This is a genomic window from Halorubrum orientale, from assembly GCF_059623105.1.
Window position 1 is genome coordinate 1 of the sequence record NZ_JBSPSR010000003.1, and the last position, 18450, is coordinate 18450.

Sequence of the window (18450 nt, forward strand, 5' to 3'; positions counted from 1 at the left end):
GCACTAACAGACCAAAGCCACAGTCATACGTCCACTGGAGTTCCACACTCCGGATGGGTTCAGGCGGTAGCTGGATCGCACGCATACACGGTTTCGCTGGAACCTTCCAGCCGAATCGAGCCAGACCGACACAGGCGTCTCCGCGAGGAGTCTCGGTTCGAACCCGAGAGTCGGCATAAAGGCGGCCAGAGCGGTGGGGAAACACCCGTACCCATTCCGAACACGGAAGTTAAGCCCACCAGCGTGCCGGGAAGTACTGGAGTGAGAGATCCTCTGGGAACCGCGGGTCGCCGCCTACCCACTCATATGGGGGAATTCCCCCACAGAAATAGACGTGCGAGCGGCTGCTATCCTTGCCGACCGCTGTTCAGCCATTGAAGCCAATATATAATCGGAACTCAACTACTCTGTGCCAACCGGGCGCGGTACGGTAAGATCGTGGTCAACGACGGTTCCGTCTGGCTGCAGCGTCACTGTCCCGAGGTTAACAGTCTCACCGGCCTCACGTCTCGTCGCAATCTGCTTGAGGACGGTCCGCTGGTCGAGTCGGTCCCACACGACGTCGGCGACGAGCGACTGAAACGCCGCTGGGTCGGTCCACCCCGGATCGATGTCTGTTGGGACGTGGACGAGAAATTGGAGTTCATCGTCGGTGACGCGCACGCCGACACCGAAGGTATCCGCAGCCATACTGCCAGTTGGGCTTCGTACGTGAAATTCTCATCGGCGCGTCGCCACTCGAAGACTGCTGTCGGCGATCTACGTCGTCCCGAAACGGATATCAGGACGCACACGATCTACGCCGCGCGTAATGTCGGGGTCGCCGCCGCGTGTTCCACTGATTGCTGGGCTAATAGGCGCGGTGCTTGCGGTGAGCACAGGAGCAATACTCATTCGGTGGAGTGAAGCACCGAGCTCAGTGGCCGCGTTCTATCGGGTGGTGTTCACTGTCGTGCCGCTGCTGTCGGTGGCCGCGTGGCGTTATCGTGAGGCGTTCGGGCGGATGCAGGCACGCGATGCCGCGTTTGCTACGCTTTCGGGTATCGCACTCGCAGTTCACTTCGCGAGGTGGTTCGAGAGCCTTTCATGGACGAGCGTAGCGGCGAGCGTCACGCTCGTCCAGTCGCAGCCGGTGTTTGTTGTGCTCGGAGCGTGGGGGCTTCTTCACGAGCGAGTGACGCGTCGGGTCAGTATCGGCATTGCAGTTGCAGCCACCGGTATGCTTGTGATGGCGCTCGGTGACCACCTCAATGGCGTGCTTGTGGGTACGCGGCCGGTGTACGGTAATGGACTCGCACTGGTTGGAGCGGCTACAGCCGCCGGGTACGTTCTGGCCGGACGGTCGCTTCGGCAGCGACTCGCGCTGATTCCATACGTCGTCGTGGTGTACGGTGTCTGTGCGGCTACGTTGTTGGGTATCGTCCTCACAACAGGAGCGTCGCTGACCGGATACCCACTGCGAGAACGGGCGGTGTTCGTTGGCCTCGCTGTCGGGCCTGGACTGCTTGGGCACACCGTGCTCAACTGGGCGCCCGACCATCTTGAGTCGAGTGTGGTCTCGGTGTCACTCCTTGGTGAGCCCGTCGGGGCGACCATCCTCGCGGCCGCGCTACTTGGTGAACTCCCGACGCGGTATACCGTCATCGGAGGGATAGTCGTCCTCGCTGGAATTCTGCTCACAACGAGTGCACACCGAAGCCGGTGAGCGTGGTTAGCCGTCGTTGAGCTGGTGAGCAGTACGGCGGTGTCGGTCGCGAAACATGCCCTCGAATCCAATCTTTGCAACCGGTCCGGCGATATCACCAAGCGCTCCAAGGGGCAACCGGTACGTCACCGAGTCGACGAGGATCGTCTCGTCGCCGTCGGCATGAAACGTGTGTGTGTGCTCCCACTCCCGAAACGGGCCGTCGGACATATCGTCGACAAAGTAGGCGCTCCCCTCAACCGGTGCGGTGCCGGCCGGCTCTCGCTCGATGATTCGTGACGTCCACTGCTGGCGTGGGACGACGCCAAGCGGCTGCATCGACATCTGTATTTGTGATCCGACGGTCAACACCGCTGGGTCTGGCTCGCCGTCCGGTCCCTCGACGCGCGCTATCTCGAGGTGCATCCAGTCGGGGGTCAACGCGATCAGGCCGTCGATAGTAGAGTGAAACGCCCAGACCTCGTCGATGGGTGCCGCGATGCGGGTCGTCCGGCGGTACGTTGGCATACATATCGTACGCGCTGACCGAGTAAAAGACTGCCCGCACGCGATTCGCGTCAAGCGGTTTATCACGACCCAGTTGTGCATAAGTGAATCGGCAGTCGCCCGCACCGGTAGCCGTATCGGGCTACCGACGTGGTACCGAAACCCCGATACGGTCGTGTGACGTGGATCGTATCGATGGAACGTGGCGCGATCGATATCGCCGACCTCGCCGGGCCGTTTGACCTGCAAGCAACCGTCGAGAGCGGCCAGAGCTACCTGTGGAACCGTGCTGATGGCCAGACGTACGAGACGCTCCACGCCCACGGCGGCGACGAATGGTATGCGACTGTAGTTGACCCGATACCGGGGGTCACCGACGAGCGTGTTTCGGTGCGGGCGAGACAGGTTGGCGGCGTACATGACGGCACCGTCGAATGGGAAGCTTCAACGGACGCGGTACCACTTCTCACGCACCTGCTTCGGCTTGACGACGATCTCGAGGCGATCACGGCTTCGGTGCCGGATTTGCCGCTTCTTGAGCGCGCGTTCGACCGGTACAAAGGGATGCGGCTGACCCGCGACCCGGCGTTTCCGTGTCTGATCTCATTTATTTGTTCGGCACAGATGCGCGTCGCTCGTATCCACGGTATGCAGCGCCGGCTTCGAGAGACGTACGGTGACGTCGTGTCACTTGACGGTGAGTCGTACCACGCGTTTCCGACGCCGGAACAACTCGCAGCGCGGACCGAACCCGAACTCCGCGAGCTCTCGTTAGGATACCGTGCACCGTACGTACAACAGACGGCTACAATGGTTGACGACGGCGAGGCACACCCGCATGAGGCCGCTGGGCTCCCGTATGAGGACGCGCGTGAGTCACTCACTCGGTTCGTCGGCGTCGGCGACAAGGTGGCTGACTGTGTGGCGTTGTTCTCACTCGGGTATCTAGAGGCAGTCCCGCTTGACACGTGGATCCGCACGACAATCGAAGAGTACTACCCCGAATGTGAGTGCGAGTCGTACGCCGAAACGTCACGGGCGATTCGAGAGCGGTTCGGGGGGGAATATGCTGGGTACGCACAGACGTACGTCTTCTACTTTCTTCGGGCTGGCGGCGAGTGACCGAGGAAGAGGTGTTGCTGCTACCCCGGTGGTGTCATACAGCCGAACGTTGATACGCGCTCGCACAGTAGTACGATGCGTAATGGACTGTCGAGTCGTCGTTGAGGCCGCCGTACCGGTGTACGACGTCGAGACCCCGGCGGAGGCAGTGCGGATCGCGGTCTCGAAGACCGGTGCGTCGCTAAATCCCGATCTCAACTACGTGGAGATCGAGGCAGGCACCCGGACGTCCTCGAGCGGTGAGGAACTCCCCGCAGCGTTCGTCGCCGCAGACGAGGCGCTCGTCGCTCTTGAACTCCAGATGGACGTCTTCAACGTCGACCGCAAAGCGCACGCCGGTCGAATTGCCAAAACGGAGATTGGTGAGCGTCTTACAGACGTTGCACTCATGGTGCTCTCAGTCGAGCCGATTGCCACCGAAGACGGTGACTGAGCGGCTACCGGCGTAGTATCACTGATGCGCCGCTCATGGGTGCAAGACACGTAGGTCGGGCCGACACTCGTCCGGTGTAGATTAGTCTGCAGTAGGTGCGAGCGGCTCGGCGGCAGTCTCTTCCATTGAGTCGGTGATTCCTGCGGTCAGTTTAAAAACGGCTGCTTTGTGGTCTGTTTTCGACTTGTGAATCGATGTCGGTTTGACGCCGAGTTCTTCGTACATCGTGAGGTCCATCTCGTTGTCCCAAAACTCGCACTGTTTTCGTACCTCGGCAAGAAGGCCGTGAAGGTGGATGAGCTCCTGCTTCTTCATGAGTACCACCCTTTTGCTACCGGAGGGTTATATTACTATCCTGAGTCTGGTTACCACACCGCGTTTCTATATAGCGCTCAGGAGAGTCGCGTGAATGCGGTGATATCACGCTATACAGACTCACTGGAACTGCTGGACGGCCTCTAAGTCGCGCTCGGTTCGCATGAACTCTGTGAGTCGATGTGTGGCGTGACAGCTCGGACAGCTGAAGTTCGTGCGCAGTTCGGGGAGATCGGCCGGGCTATCCTGCCATTCTTTTCCACACTCGGGACAGACGAGTCTGACGAACGCGTCAACCATACCGTACTGTCACCACCCCCAACATAAAAACGTACGTGCGACTCTCTGGTCAAGCAACGACAGTGACGTTTACCGTCCTCGGGGAAGCTGTTGGTCGCTCGCTTCGAGTAGCTCGGTGTATCGGTTCCGGATGGTGACCTCAGAGACGTCGGCAACCTCACTGACGTCGCCCTGCGTCACCTTCCGGTTCGAGAGGAGGGCGGCGGCATAGACAGCCGCGGCTGCGAGCCCCACCGGTGACTTACCGCTCGTGATCTCGGCGCGTTTTGCGCTCTCGATGAGCTCTCGTGCCGTCCGCTCAACTGCTTCACCTCGACCGAGCCGAGAGACGAACCGCGGAATGTAACTCGCCGGATCGGCGGGCTCAACCTCCAGTTTGAGTTCACGGATCAGGTAGCGGTACGTCCGCGTGAGCTCCATGCGGTCGACCCGCGAAACGGGTGTGAACTCGTCGAGGCTACGGGGGTTCCCAGCCTGCCGGGCCGCGGCGTACAGTGACGCGGTCGCGACCCCTTCGATGGAGCGGCCAGGCAGGAGATCTTCACGCAGCGCGCGTCGGTATATCACGGAGGCTGTCTCACGGACCGTCTCAGGGAGACCGAGCGCGCTCGCCATGCGGTCGATTTCACCGAGTGCTTGCTTGAGGTTGCGTTCTTTCGAGTTGCGCGTCCGGAACCGCTCGTTCCACGTCCGCAGGCGGCGCATCCGCTCGCGCTGGCCGCTTGAAAGCGACTTGCCGTACCCGTCGCGGTCCTGCCAGCCGATATTCGTCGAGAGCCCCTTGTCGTGCATCAGCTTCGTTGTCGGAGCACCGACCCGTGACTTGGAGTCCCGGTCGGCGGCGTCAAACGCGCGCCACTCGGGGCCGCGGTCAACGGAGTCAGTCTCGACGACGAGCCCACACTCCGTACAGACGGTCTCACCGTGTTCGGTATCGGTGAGCAGGCGGCCGCCACACTCCGGACAGCTGGTCGTTCGGGTGGTTCGCTCTCGCGCCGATTCGTCCGACTGCACGCGTGTCCCCGCACTGCCAACCCGGTCACCGTCTCGCTCAGTGCCCGCCGTTCGATACTCGTCTCGAGTGCGTGTCTCTGTCATGGTGTGTCACCGGTCTGACTCCCGGCAAAAAATGGAGCCGCGAGTCTGACTTGCTAACTACAAGTAATTACCATAAGTATATAAACTCATCGGCCAATTCAATTTCACAGCGGGCAAAACCTGTTCAAAGCTGCATGTTGCCACGATAAAAGACAGTGCCGCGGCGGGTGGAGATTCCACCGAGACTGCTGGATTACGTACGAGTATTTGAAGGTTGTGCTGGTGATACTCCCTGTCGGGGAGTTCACTGATTAGAACTCACTACTTGGAGCTCACTGCTTGAGGCTCACTCCTCAACGGTGACACCGGCCGCTCGTGTGAGTCCCCCTGCTAACACACGCGTCGCGTCGGCACAGTCCTCCCAGTCGGTCCACTCGCGTGGATTGTGTGAGATGCCGTCTTTGGACGGGGCAAAGAGCAACGACGCGTCGGTGACGCGTGCGATGCGCATCGCGTCGTGTGCCGCCCCAGAGTGAAGATCGGTCGCTGTCACTTCGGTGTCTGTTGCGGCCTCGTGTGCCGTCGTTCGAAGCCGCTCACTCATCGGAACCGGCTCGACGCTTGCCGGTTGGGCGAACGTGGTATCGACCCCGCGCTCGCGCTCTAGCCGGTCGAGTGAGTCGCGCGCCGCGTCGACTATCGTCTCCATCGACTCAGCTACCACGTCACGCACGTCAAGGCTCGCCTCAACGCGACCAGGAACGACGTTCGACGCGTCGGGCGAGACCTCGAGTGACCCGACCGTCCCGACGGCCGTCGCCGAGTCGGACTCGACGACCGTCGTCGCCGCAGCCTCAACATCAAGCACAAATTGACTTGCGGCGGCGAGCGCGTCCGCTCGTTCGTCCATCGCGGTGGCACCCGCGTGGTTCGCCTCGCCAACGATAGTCGCCTCCCCGTGAGTAATCCCGGTGATGGTGGTGACGACTCCCACGTCAACGCCGGCGTCCTCAAGCGTAGTGTCCTGCTCGATGTGGAGCTCGTAAAAACTGTTCCAGTCGCCCGGATTGAGCGTGCTGTCACCACGATACCCAATTTGCTCAAGGGCTGTTCCGAGCGTCTCGCCGTCGTCGTTCTCGAACGCGAGTGCTTCCTCGACACTCGTCTCGCCGATCGCGACGCTAGACCCGAGGAGTCCAGTCCCGTACATCGCCCCCTCTTCTTCGGTGAAGCTGACCACGGCGACCGGCCGTGCTGGCTTGACCCCCGCGTCTTGCATGGCCCGAACCGACTCGAGCGCGGCGTACACCCCGAGTGGGCCATCGAAGATCCCTCCGACCGGCACGCTGTCGAGGTGGCTTCCGCAGACGACCGGCGCGGCGTCGGGGTCCACCCCCGCTGGCACCCACTTGCCGATGATATTCCCGACGGCATCGACACGCACCGAGAGCCCAGCGTCTTCGAGTCGCGCTACTAGTCGGTCGCGGGCGCGCCGGTTCGCCTCGCTGCCGGTTCGGTTCGTCCGACCACGTTTCGCCGGGTCGTCAAACTCGATCGCTCCGAACGCCGCATTCGCCTCGATATCTGTCTTGAGTCGGTCAGCGTTGACTGGAAGCTCCATACGGCTCCGGCTCACTCCGATGATAAAAACGATTCGTCGAGCCGGTGTGAGCGCCCTCGATAAACCCCCTCCGTGCGCACGCAATGCGGGCTGGGGCACGGCTACTCGCGGTCGATTGGTAGACTGACACAAGGCACTTGCGTGACCGCGCCGTCTCATCGCGTATGCTTCCGATCCAGATGGGGATCGCAGCGGGGATCTCACTCATCGTCGGGCTGCTCACCCTCCTTGCGCACGTCGCGATGATCGCGTGGACCTACCGCGACGCGGCACGGCGGAGCTCGCACCCGGCGTTTCTCTGGGCGCTTGTTGTGTTCTTTGCCCCGCTTTTGGGTGTCATACTGTACCTCGTTTTCGGCCGAAACCGGTGAGTGCGGTTGCTCACCGAACGTGGAACGCACCGACCTCGCGCAGGCGCTCTGCGAGCTCGTTGCTTAGCGCCTCGTCGCTGACGCGCCACTCCCAGTTGCCCGCAACGGTCCCGGGCTCGTTGAGCCGCGCCTCGCTGCCGAGTCCGAGTAGGTCCTGAACGGTCGTCATCGCGAGGATCGCCTCTGAGCCCCACACCTCGTCGATGATCGCCCACTCGATCGGGCGGTCGCCGACACCGAGGTTATAGTGGAGTGCGTCGCGCTGTGTCTCCGGAAGGTCCTCGTAGTAACCAACCCAGGTGTCGGTGTCGTGTGTCGAGGTGTAGCCGACGACCCGTTCGGGGTAGTGCATCGGCTGGTACGGGTTGCCTGCCTCCGCCCAGTTCGCGTACTGTGGTACCCGCATGCCCGGTATCTCGAATGCTGTGAGCAGGTCCTCCATCCGTCGGTCCTCGAACCCCAAGTCCTCGGCAATGAACGGGACGTCCTCGAACTCGCGTTCGACCGCGTCGAACAGGGCTCGACCGGGGCCATCACACCACTTGCCGGCCGCCGGGTCGTCGGCCGTCGCTGGGATCGCCCAGTAGCGCACGAAACCGAGGACGTGGTCGAGTCGCGCCACGTCTGCAAGCTCGAAGAGGCGTCGGAACCGGTCGAGCCACCAATCAAACCCTGTGTCCGCGAGGTGGTCCCAGTCGTACACGGGATTCCCCCACCGTTGGCCGTCGTCGCCGCGATTCGGTGGCACTCCCGCCACCGCAGTCGGCCGGTTCTCGGCGTCCAGCTGGAACGCTGATGGCGACGCCCACACGTCGGCGGAGTCGAGCGCGACGTATATTGGCGCGTCACCGACGATCTCGACGCCCGCCGCCGCGGCCCGCTCGCGTAGTGCGGTCCACTGTCGGTCGAACACCCACTGAAGGAAGGTCCGATACCGGATCTCTGTTGCGTGTGTCTCCCGAGCTGCATCGAGTGCGTCCGGCTCGCGAGTCCGAAGCGGCGCCGGCCACTCAACCCAGGTGTCTTCTGATCGGGCCGACGAGAGGGCGCGAAATAGGGCGTAGTCGTTGACCCACGGTTCCCGCTCACGGAAGTTGTCGAGTATCGCGGCCACGTCCTCGGTCGCGTCGAACTGCTCGAAGGCACGTCGCAAGCGGGGATACGTGTACTCTCGAACCGCCTCGTAGTCGACGCGATCGCTTGGAAACGACGGAACCGGCTCCAGGGCTGTCTCCTCAAGCCACCCCTCTTCGACGAGTCCGTGGAGGTCAATGAACAACGGATTGCCAGCGAACGCGGATGGTGACTGGTACGGTGAGTCACCCGCCGCGCCGATAGTTGGGCCGAGCGGACACACCTGCCAGTAGTCGACGTCGGCGGTCTCGAGAAACGATAGAAACGTCTCGGCACCTTGGCCGAGGTCGCCGATGCCGTGGGGGCCTGGCAACGACGTGACGTGACAGAACACGCCGTCTGAACGATCGAATCGCATACATACGCCTGTGCGACCCACCACCTCAAGCATTGCGGGGGCCGCTGTCGGCGGCGCCGTGTCGTGCGGACGGGCGTACGACGGTGAGGTAGATGCGTGTGTGGCGGTGAGGTGAGTCGGTCTTGAGTGGCTGGGGCACGGCCGATCGCCGATCGGGGCAAGCGCCTGTCAGGTCCGTCAAGGCTTTTGCCCCCGCGGCCGGCACACCTGTCATGCGACTGCGAACCGCGATCACCGAACACGCCCGTCGCCGCGGCGCTCGTTACCCCGCAGAGCGACCGACGACGGTCGGGGCATTCACCGGCGACGACGGCCGACTGGTCCACGTCGGACCCGACGGCGACGCGCACGACTGCTCGTATGCGCTCTCCGGCGTCGGCGGCACCGATCGAATCCGGATCGGCATCGCCGGCGGCGCCGGCGTGCGCTGGCTCGCGGACCTCGAGACGACGCGACAGCACTACGCCGGTGACACTCCACTCGTCGAAACCGAGTACGACGCCGGCCGGTACACGGTCCACCAGTATGACCTCGTCGTCGACGACACCCACCTCACGCACGTTGTGTTGCGCGGAGCCCCGCCGGCTGACGCCGACCTCGTCGCGAGTTGTGCGTTCGCGCCGGACCTCGCGGAAGGACGCGTCGGCAACCTCGTCCACGAGGGTGCCGGACCGGACGGCGGTGACGTCGTCGAGGTGTTTCACCGACAGGAACATGATTATCTCACCGCCTCCACGGGCCTCTCTGCGGCACACGGCAAGCGGCAGGCCACGATCGCCCAGCTGCTCGGAGAAGACGACGGCTATGCCCTTCATCGCGGCGAGATAGATGAGCGCGAGGACACGAGCCTCACGCCGAACGTCGTGGTCAGGGCGCCGTTCGAGCGCGAGGGACACACCGAGCGCGTCACGCTGGCCAGCCACGTCGTCACAGACGAGCCAACAGCCCCTCATTCTGAGACGGACGCCACTCGAGACGCCGCCCGAATTGACGAAGACACAGTGCGAGCCAGCCGGCTCGAGACCGTCGCGCAGATCGCCGCGGCCCACGGGGATACCGACAGCATTCGGGCGGCGGCCGCTGACCGCGCACCATCTGTTCCCACGGGCACGCCACGGGCCGACGCAGTGGCGAGTGACCTGCGCACACTGGAGCTGCTCACGGCCGAATCCGGCGCCCGGATCGCCGGGCCCGAGTTCGATCACTTCTACGCCACCTCTGGCGGCTACGGTTACACGTGGTTCCGCGACGAGGCCGAGGCGTCGAGCGCGCTGCTCACGGCGGCCGACGAACTCGATCTTGACGTGACGGACAGGCTACTCGACTCGGCCGCGTTCCTTTGTCGGACCCAAGACGCCGACGGCAGCTGGCCACACCGCGTCTGGGCAGACTCGGGTCGTGTCGCGCCCGGGTGGGCGAACGCCCGCATCGAGTCCGCCGATGGTGACGACCCGAACGACCAGTTGGACCAGCCTGCGACCGTAGTCGCCTTCCTCGCAACGCTCCGTCGCCGCCAGGACGTCCCGGAGGCCTTGTCAGCGCGCATCGACGAGACCATCGCCGACGCGTTCACCTTCCTCCGTGAGACCACTCGTGACGATGGGCTGCCGCGACGCTGTCAGAACTGTTGGGAGAACGCGGTCGGCCGATTCACGCACACCGCGTCGGCATATCTCCGTGCGTACTCGGCCGTCGCCCGCGCACCGGCCGACCCCGACCTGCGGGCACGGGCCGCGCGGGCGGCCGACGAGGTCGTCGCGGGACTCCAAGAGCGCTGGATCCCCGAGCTCGAACGGTTCCCCCAGCGGGCGAGCGCCCACGAGAGCGACGAACGGGCGGACGCGAACACCTTCGGGCTCGCCGACGCGCTCGCCGAGTACGACGCACTGCTCGCGATTCGCCCGTCGCCCGGCGGCTCCCGACGGACTGCCGGGACCGACGCGGCCGAGACCGCTGGCGGTGGCGACGCCGCCGACGCTGTCACCACCGACGAGAGCGAGGTGTCGCTGCCGCCGGTCGCCGACGCGGTGTCGCCGTCGCGGTTCGTCTCACAGATCGCGACGCACGTCACGACGACGATAGACGCCCTCCACCGGAAGACCGAGGACGTCGAGGGGCTGATCCGGTTCGTCGGCGACGACTGGCGGACCGCAGAGCAGACGGGCGCCAAGGTGTGGTCGATCGCGACGCTGTGGGGGTCGACTGCCTCGGCCATCGTCGCTGACGTCCGCGAGCGACGCGGTGGCGACCCAGACGCGCACTTGGCCGAGGCGAAACGGCTCTACGCGTTGTGTGAGCCGGACGGACCCTTCTCGAACGAGGCCGACCTGCTCTGTGAGCAGGCGTTCGACGACGGCGACCTCGACAGTGCGACCCCGATCGCGTGGGCGCACGCGCTTCGGGTCAGCGCGACGGCACGCCTCGCTCGCCACGAAGCACTGCCGGTGCCACACGAGCGACCAAGCGGCCCCGAGGCCCCGCGGTGGACCACCGGGCGCAAGTTTGGTGTGGTTACCCCCGCCGACCACGAGGCGTCGACGCCGGTTCCTGTCTGGTTCACGCTGACGGAGGGGGCACTAACTGAGGCGCGATTCCCCCGGATCGACGTGATGAACCTCCGGACGCTCGACTTTCTCATTGTCGACCCATCGACGGGACACACGGTCCGCACGTTCCAAGAGACGGGATTCGCGGGCACTGAAGAGACGATTACACGAACCACGGAGCCGGTCGCCGACGACGCGCTTGCGTACCGACAGACGATCCGCGAGGCGGGCGGTGGCCATGGTCACCGCTGGGAGCTCACCGTCGAGTACGCCATCGACACTGAGGGAGACGCCCTGCTGGCCGACGTCGAGTTCAACGGTGCTCGGCCGTACGACGTGTACGCAATTGCGGATACGACGCTCGGCAACGTCGGGACGGACGACCACGCCGAGCGCGTCGGGGAGGACCGCTACCGCCTGGTTGCGCACTCCGAACACGAAGAGCGACCGCCGAGCAAACTCGTCGACACGGAAGGCGAGCCGTTTGAGGTCGCTGCCGCGATGACGAACGTCGAGGGGTTCGAATGGGCGAGTGCGTTCTCGGCCGGAGAGGACGACCTCCGGGCGCTGTTCCGCGATGGCGATCGCCGGTCGGCCAACACAGAGGCAGCAGGGAACGTCGTGCTCGCCGGTCTGCTGGGCCGTGGGACCACGGTGACAGACACGGTCGCGGTTGGATTCGCCGAGCACGCGGACACCGCGGCCGCTCTCGGCGAGGCAGAAGGAGCCCTCACGCGCGGGTTCGAAGCGGTCACCGCGGCGTACGTCGACACCTGGCGCGAGTGGCTTGCCGGTCGATCGTACCCGGACGCGGTTGCCGGTGCGGACGAACTAGAGACGCAGTATCGATTCGCGCTCATGACGCTCGCGGCAGTCGAGGACAAACGCCACCCTGGTGCGGGCATCGCGAGTCCGTCCGTCCCGTGGGGTGAAACCGAGTACGCGGCCGAAGGACGCGGATACGGATACAACTTCGTCTGGTCACGTGACCTCTACCAAGTGTTCACGGCGCTCATTGAGGTCGGTGAAGTCGACCGAGGCGCCGACGCGCTCGCATACCTCTACAATACCCAACAGGACGAGTCTGGATTCCTCCCACAGAACACCTACATCGATGGTCGGACCCGCTGGGGCGGCGAACAGATGGACAACATTGCGTACCCCGCCGTGATGGCCTGGCAGCTGTACGAACGCGGTGTGGCGCTCGAGACGGCAGCATACGACTACGAACAGGTCCGCCGGTCCGTGGGCTACGTGGCCCGCAACGGACCACAAACCGCCCAAGAGCGCTGGGAGGAGGAAGCCGGCTACTCGCCGTCGAGCATTGCCGCGGAGATCGCCGGGCTCACCTGTGCCTCGGCGCTCGCGCTTGCCGAGGCCGATCGACTATCGGCCGGAGACGACGAGACCCGAGAGGAGTCGCCGACGCCGACGCCGTCGACGCTCCGTGCGGACGCGCTCGCCTGGCTCGCGCTCGCCGACGAGTGGACCGCAAACGTCGAGACGTGGTGTGCAACGACTACCGGCACCGAGCGCCACCGTGAGACGCCCTACTACCTCCGGATCACGTCCGATGGCGACCCAGATGCCGGCAGAGCACGGACAATCGCCAACGACGGGCCCACGTACGACGAGCGCGAGATCGTCGACGGCGGCTTCTTGGAGCTGGTGCGACTCGGCGTGAAGCCGGCTGACGACCCCATCGTGCAGAACTCGGTCGCGGTCGTCGATGACTCGATCCGAGTCGACACCCCACACGGTCCCGCCTGGTACCGCTACGTCGGCGACGCCTACGGCGAGTTGGGGTACGGCGACCCCGGTGGTCCGTGGGCGGGCGCGGGTAACGGTGTCGGCCGACTCTGGCCGATATTCACGGGTGAGCGTGGGGAGTACGAGCTGCGCGCACGAGCTGACGACGTCGACGGATTCGGCGGTACCGACGACCCGGCACTCGAGCCCGATGCCCTCCTCGAGACGATGGCCAGCTTCGGCAACGACGGGCTGATGCTTCCAGAACAGGTGTGGGACCGCGAGTACCGCACCGATTACGGCTGGGAGTTCGGCGAGGGCACCGGCGGGGCGACCCCGCTCGCCTGGTCGATGGCGGGATTCGTTCGTCTCGCACACGGCGTCGACGCCGGTGAACCGGTCGAGACGCCGGCGATCGTCCGCGAGCGATACGTCGAGCGTGACCGCCCGACGGGACCGGACCTGACAGCGGCCGCCACCTTCGACGGTGAGACAGTCGTCGTCACCGGCGAGACGTCAGGCGCGATGGTGACGGCGTTCACGGCTGAGGGTTCGACTGTTGGTGAGCCAGTCGACGGCGAGTTCGAGCTTCGACTCCAAGACGTCGACCCTCGAACGGTTGTGGTCGCCGCAGCTACCGACAAGGACCTTCACGCTGCCGGGACAGCCGTCGAACGTATTCGACTCTAAGCCCGTGTGTGCCGGCGCAGGTCACCCAAGCGGAGTCACGTCGACCGTGTGAGTCGTCGCCCGCCCCTCGCCACCGGCTTCGGCGTCTACTGCCAGCTCGACGCTGCCACCGACGGCCTCGCGCACGGCTGTTCGCCATTCGGCCACCGCCTCGGCATGTCGCTCACGACGGGTCTCCACGTCTGCGTCCGGATGGTCGGCGACAGTGTCGTCGACCTCGGGATACGCTGGGAGCGGATCCACGAGATCGGCTGCGTCGACGTGGATCGGCTCGGCCGGTTCACCGGCACCGTCGCTCACGCGATGGATTCGCGCGCGCATCCGCCCCGAGAACGGTGGCGTCACTCGCAGCACTACGCGGCTGTCGCTGCGGAGTGTGGCCTCAAGTGCGTTCGCGACGTCTTCTCGGTGGACAGCGAGCGAGCGGATTCGCCGCGGGTCAGCGGGCTCACGATCTGACGGCTGCTCACGCATCGTCGGGGCTCCATCGGGCATCGGATAGTGTTCGTTGTACGGCTGCCTCGCCGACGGCCGCTGCGAGGTGTTCGAACCCCCGGCGGACGTCGCGGTCAGCCGCGTTTGCGACGAGCCGAGAGACGATGAACTCGGGCGTCGACCGACCGATTGTGCCGAAGCGCGGCTGGTAGTCGACACGCAGCGCTAAATCATTCGTGAGCCCCTCAGCGAAGATCCCGTCGATTCTGGCGGTGCCTGGAAGCGGGCTCAGGTCCTCTGCGAGGTGGGTGACGTAGACGCCGAGCGCCTCGCGCTCGACGGTCAGATCCACGAGACCGTTGAGCAGGTCGGCCGCTCGGCCAGGCTCCGTGATTGCCTCGAACTCGTCGACGAGCATGAGCGTCCGTCCAGACTCGACGAGTGGCGGGACGACAGACCGGAGCGTAGACTCAAGCACCCCGGCGTTAAACGACGCGTGTCGACGGTGAAACACTATCCGATCGAACCCGCCGACGGCGGCCGCAGACGCGGGCACCGGCAAGCCCATCGAGGTGAGCAGCGCGACTGCACACAGCGTCTCGAGGAGCGTGGTCTTTCCGCCAGAGTTCGCTCCCGTGAGGACGCTCACTCGGTCACCCGTTGGCGGATCGACGCCCTTCGCGGCGTCGGCGGTTGACGCTTTGCCGTCGCCGTCGTCATCGCCCACGAGTGGGTGGGTTCCAACCCCGTACGAGACCGGCTGGACCGACCCGTCGATAAAGGGGCTATGTGCGTCCCGAACCGCGAGGCCATCGTCGACCAGCTGTGGGCGCGTGAGTCGGTATTCGGCCGCAAACCGGCCAAGTGAGAGCTGAAGCGCGAGGTCACCGACGACTGCGGCAGCCCGCTCTACGTCGCCGCCCCCCTCGTCGATGCGCTCGCGTAACGCGGTCGCGACGGTTGCCTCGCGGTCCTCGACGGCATCCGCAAGGGTTTCGACGAGTCCACGGAGGGTTGCTGAGACGAAGTCGGCTGCATCAAGCGCGTCGTCGGGTGCGGCCGCACGGATCGTTCCCGGGTCGGCGCCGGTCTCATCCGCAACGTGGTCGACGGTTGCGGCTGCGAGCGCCTCAAAGTCACGGACTGACCCGTCCCGAACCTGCTCTAAGACATCGAACGCCGAGTCGGCGAGTGCCTCTGCGGCGGCGAGTCGCTCGCGGCGCGCGTCGAGTTCTGCGTCGGCGCCTGCTGCGACCGTCACGGGTCCGTCGTCGATCGAGCCACGAACGTCACGGAGGGCGTCAGCGGCCGCCTCGAGCCCCTCGTCATCGAGTCTCTCTAGTGCGGCGAACGTCTCGCCGGTGAGTCCGACGTCTCGCAGCGTGAGTGCGGTCTCAACGGCCGCACGATCGGTGCTGTTCGCCTCGTCGTAGGCGACAAACGCCTCGGTGACGCGGTCACGCTCGGCCTCACCGAGCCGCTCCCAGGCCTCTCGGGCCGCGACGACGTCGTCAAGCCGCGTCTCGATCTCGTCTCGGTCGAGACACGGGGTGAGCACCCGGATCCGGTCTGCGGCGTGTTCGGTCAGCGCGTAACCGGCCGCAAGCGAGAGCAGGTCGTCGTACACAGCGCGAGTGTCAGCCGTCGCAAGTACACCCATTCCGGCTTCACCGTTCGCTCGCCGAAGGATGCGCGTTGCCCGCCCGCGAGGGACTCCGGCATCGACGAGGGCTCGGACGTCGGCCGCCTCGATGGCCTTGACCGCTTGTGACTCCCCAAGCTCTGCCGTGAGGAGCGCACTCGTCTTCGGACCGATTCCCCAGTAGTCCTCCAGTCGCATAGCGTGGAGTCTCGGCCCGGCGTCTTGGCGCTTTCGTCCGTGCGTTGGCCCGGCTTAGCTCCCGCGGTCGCTGTGTACACCCCTATCAGACGACCGCTTCCACAATCTTTGTGCCACCGCCGGCGAAACGACCGGCGTGTCTCGTCACCGGCTGTTCGGCTCGCTGTGTGCGATGGTGTTTCTCGTCAACTTCGCTCGGGTGGTGTTTGCCCCGCTCGTCGGCGAGTTCATCGATGAGTTCAGCATCCGCGAGGGAACCGCCGGGCTCGTCGTCACGCTGGTGTGGCTCGGCTCGGCCTCACCGCGGGTTCCGACCGGGTGGGTACTCACTCGGGTGCCCCGGCTGTCGGTCGTCCTTGCTGCCGGCGCGATGCTCACGCTCGGCGCGCTCGGCGTGGCGCTCGCCGGAAGCGTAGCGACGCTTCTCCTCACGTCGTTCCTCGTTGGGATCGCCTCTGGTGTCTACTTCGTCGCCGCGAATCCCCTCGTCTCGGAGCTGTTCCCCGACCGAGTCGGCCGGGTCATGGGGATTCACGGGACAGCCAGCCAGCTGGCCGCGGTCGTCGCCGCCCCTGTCGTCACCGTCGCGCTGTGGGTCGACTGGCGATACGCATTTGTCGCGCTCGCAGTCGCTGCCGCGCTTACGACCGCACTCATCGGTCTCCTCGGGCGACGAACGACACTCCCAGAGGCGGGCCGTCGCGACACCGACTTCGTCGCTGGCGCCCGGTCGGAGTGGCGACTCGTCGTCGCCGCCGTCGTGCTTATCGGGCTCACGAGCTTCGTCTGGCAGGGGCTATTCAATTTCTACGAGCTCTACATGCTCGAGAAGGGGCTCGCGCCGACGACCGCCCGAAACCTGCTCACGCTCATCTTCGCCGCCGGCGTCCCGGCGTTTCTCGTCTCTGGTGAGATCGCCGACCGACTGCCGAGCGTCCCGTTCATCCTCGCGATCGTCGCGGCGTTTCTCGCGAGCGTCGTGGCTGTCGTTCTCGCGTCTGGTCTCCTCGCTGTCGCGGTCGCGAGCGTCCTCGTCGGCTTCTCGATCCACATGCTGTTTCCGGCGGGAGATACCTACTTGCTCGGGTCGCTCCCCGACGAGGCTCGGGCGTCGGCGTACGCGGTGTTCTCCGCGGGGATGATGACGACGCAGGCGGCCGGCTCGTGGGTCGTCGGCGAGGCAATCGAAGCCGGAGTGAGCTACGACGGCGTCTTCGTGACCGCGGCAGCAGGACTCGCCGTACTCGTGCTCGTGTACGCCGTGGCGAACGCGGCGGGACGCGTCCCCGGCGGTGCTGCCGGGTCGTGACGCCCGCCGCGAGCGACCGAGTCGTCGCCAGTGATCTGCTCGCCGCCGACGTCGATCGTCTCTCGTATCGGTGCCTCTGACAGCGCCGGTTCAACAGCGACCGCCGGGCGGACGACTGCCGACGAGCCGATGCATTCACCGACACGACCTGAACGCTCACACGAAGCTGTTAGCCATCCCGCGGATACCCCCAAGATATCCGCCCCGAGACCGGCGCCGCTGTCACTCCTCGACGACCGACCGCGACTGGAGCCGTTTCATGACCGCGTCCCGGTACCGATACGCCGCCACCGAGACGATGGCAAAGAGACCCGCAAGCACGCCGGCCAGAGGGAGACGACCGGTTCCGAGGAGGTCACCCACGACATTAACGACGAAGAAGGCGGGCGCCCGCCCGACGATAGCGAGCAAGACGAGCCGGCGAAGCGGTATCTCGGTGAGCCCGCCCGCAAAACAGAGCACGTCGTCTGGCAGTCCTGGAATCAAAAAACAGGTGAACAGCGCGACCTCGCCGTACTCCTCGCCGAACGCGTCGAACTGCGCCAGTGCGTCACGGTGGAACGTCCGTTCGACGTACTCGCGCCCGTAGCGCCGTGACAGCCAGAACGCCGCCGTGCTCCCCAGCGTGATCCCAATCAGATTGTACAGCGTTCCCCACCACGCCCCAAAAAGATAGCCGGCGACGACTCCCAACGCCTGCCCGGGTACCGGAGCCGCGACGACCTGTATCGCCTGGACGATGATGAGTACCACCGGTGCCAGCGGACCGTACCCGCCGATGAGTGCACGGAGGGCGCGCGGATCCGTGAGCACTCGAACGTGGTCTCGAACGAGCACGGCTGCGATCCCGCTTGCGACCGCGAGCACGAGCAGCTGACGGAGAAAGTGTCGCCGTCGCGCCGGCGAAGCAAACACGGCTGTCTCGCCGGTTCGACGCCGGAGCCAATCGCGTGGTGAGTCCATCTGTGTCGGGTTTGTACCGGCAGTGTCTCTCGACG

The 18450-nt window shown here is 65.2% G+C and carries 16 protein-coding genes and 1 rRNA gene; 7 read left to right on the forward strand and 10 right to left on the reverse strand.

The window, feature by feature from the left end:
* Positions 1–177 precede the first annotated feature (177 nt).
* Positions 178–299 (forward strand): 5S ribosomal RNA (gene rrf / locus ACWUI7_RS02835).
* A gap of 103 nt (positions 300–402) precedes the next feature.
* Here the strand turns inward: rrf and ACWUI7_RS02840 are convergent.
* Positions 403–690, reverse strand: a complete 288-nt coding sequence (locus ACWUI7_RS02840) for a DUF8124 family protein (RefSeq protein WP_496640679.1) — start codon at positions 688–690, stop codon at positions 403–405.
* A 121-nt stretch (positions 691–811) separates the two neighbouring features.
* On the opposite strand from ACWUI7_RS02840, the gene ACWUI7_RS02845 reads away from it, so the two are divergent.
* Entirely contained in the window at positions 812–1705 is an 894-nt protein-coding gene (locus tag ACWUI7_RS02845) for a DMT family transporter (protein ID WP_496640680.1), read from the forward strand.
* 6 nt (positions 1706–1711) lie between these two features.
* Here the strand turns inward: ACWUI7_RS02845 and ACWUI7_RS02850 are convergent, their stop codons facing one another.
* Positions 1712–2212, reverse strand: a complete 501-nt coding sequence (locus ACWUI7_RS02850) for an SRPBCC family protein (RefSeq protein ID WP_496640681.1) — start codon at positions 2210–2212, stop codon at positions 1712–1714.
* A 174-nt stretch (positions 2213–2386) separates the two neighbouring features.
* Here ACWUI7_RS02850 and ACWUI7_RS02855 point away from each other — a divergent pair, with 174 nt between their 5' ends.
* Together ACWUI7_RS02855 and ACWUI7_RS02860 are read left to right on the forward strand one after the other, a co-directional pair.
* Positions 2387–3313 carry a DNA-3-methyladenine glycosylase family protein gene (locus ACWUI7_RS02855; RefSeq protein WP_496640682.1) on the forward strand — a complete coding sequence of 309 codons (927 nt, stop codon included), beginning with the start codon at positions 2387–2389 and terminating at the stop codon, positions 3311–3313.
* Between the two features lie 82 nt (positions 3314–3395).
* Positions 3396–3746, forward strand: coding sequence for a DUF555 domain-containing protein (locus ACWUI7_RS02860; RefSeq protein WP_496640683.1), 351 nt, complete (start codon positions 3396–3398; stop codon positions 3744–3746).
* A gap of 81 nt (positions 3747–3827) precedes the next feature.
* Here ACWUI7_RS02860 and ACWUI7_RS02865 read toward each other — a convergent pair whose 3' ends face one another.
* From ACWUI7_RS02865 to ACWUI7_RS02880, 4 genes are all read right to left on the reverse strand, one after another.
* Positions 3828–4061: a UPF0058 family protein gene (locus ACWUI7_RS02865; protein ID WP_496640684.1), complete on the reverse strand. Its 234-nt coding sequence runs from the start codon at positions 4059–4061 to the stop codon at positions 3828–3830.
* 120 nt (positions 4062–4181) lie between these two features.
* The gene (locus ACWUI7_RS02870) at positions 4182–4361 is read right to left on the reverse strand and encodes a DUF7836 family putative zinc-binding protein (protein WP_496640685.1); all 180 of its coding nucleotides are present in this window, start codon (positions 4359–4361) and stop codon (positions 4182–4184) included.
* Positions 4362–4430: 69 nt separating this feature from the next.
* Complete coding sequence (locus tag ACWUI7_RS02875) at positions 4431–5459, reverse strand: transcription initiation factor IIB (RefSeq protein ID WP_496640686.1); 1029 nt, start codon at positions 5457–5459, stop codon at positions 4431–4433.
* A gap of 286 nt (positions 5460–5745) precedes the next feature.
* Entirely contained in the window at positions 5746–7020 is a 1275-nt protein-coding gene (locus ACWUI7_RS02880) for a M20 family metallo-hydrolase (RefSeq protein ID WP_496640687.1), read from the reverse strand.
* Positions 7021–7184: 164 nt separating this feature from the next.
* Here ACWUI7_RS02880 and ACWUI7_RS02885 point away from each other — a divergent pair, with 164 nt between their 5' ends.
* On the forward strand, positions 7185–7391 hold the full coding sequence (locus ACWUI7_RS02885) for a PLDc N-terminal domain-containing protein (RefSeq protein ID WP_496640688.1): 207 nt from the start codon (positions 7185–7187) through the stop codon (positions 7389–7391).
* 10 nt (positions 7392–7401) lie between these two features.
* On the opposite strand, the gene malQ is transcribed toward ACWUI7_RS02885, so the two are convergent.
* Complete coding sequence (malQ, locus tag ACWUI7_RS02890; protein WP_496640689.1) at positions 7402–8883, reverse strand: 4-alpha-glucanotransferase; 1482 nt, start codon at positions 8881–8883, stop codon at positions 7402–7404.
* A 212-nt stretch (positions 8884–9095) separates the two neighbouring features.
* On the opposite strand from malQ, the gene ACWUI7_RS02895 reads away from it, so the two are divergent.
* Positions 9096–13868, forward strand: coding sequence for a DUF7997 domain-containing protein (locus ACWUI7_RS02895; protein WP_496640690.1), 4773 nt, complete (start codon positions 9096–9098; stop codon positions 13866–13868).
* Between the two features lie 21 nt (positions 13869–13889).
* Here ACWUI7_RS02895 and ACWUI7_RS02900 read toward each other — a convergent pair whose 3' ends face one another.
* Together ACWUI7_RS02900 and ACWUI7_RS02905 are read right to left on the reverse strand one after the other, a co-directional pair.
* On the reverse strand, positions 13890–14342 hold the full coding sequence (locus tag ACWUI7_RS02900) for a DUF8009 family protein (RefSeq protein WP_496641090.1): 453 nt from the start codon (positions 14340–14342) through the stop codon (positions 13890–13892).
* Positions 14335–16143, reverse strand: coding sequence for a P-loop NTPase family protein (locus tag ACWUI7_RS02905; protein WP_496640691.1), 1809 nt, complete (start codon positions 16141–16143; stop codon positions 14335–14337). The genes ACWUI7_RS02900 and ACWUI7_RS02905 overlap by 8 nt, the downstream gene beginning before the upstream one ends.
* A gap of 136 nt (positions 16144–16279) precedes the next feature.
* Here ACWUI7_RS02905 and ACWUI7_RS02910 point away from each other — a divergent pair, with 136 nt between their 5' ends.
* On the forward strand, positions 16280–17452 hold the full coding sequence (locus tag ACWUI7_RS02910; protein WP_496640692.1) for an MFS transporter: 1173 nt from the start codon (positions 16280–16282) through the stop codon (positions 17450–17452).
* A gap of 222 nt (positions 17453–17674) precedes the next feature.
* On the opposite strand, the gene ACWUI7_RS02915 is transcribed toward ACWUI7_RS02910, so the two are convergent.
* On the reverse strand, positions 17675–18415 hold the full coding sequence (locus ACWUI7_RS02915) for a TVP38/TMEM64 family protein (RefSeq protein ID WP_496640693.1): 741 nt from the start codon (positions 18413–18415) through the stop codon (positions 17675–17677).
* Positions 18416–18450 lie beyond the last annotated feature (35 nt).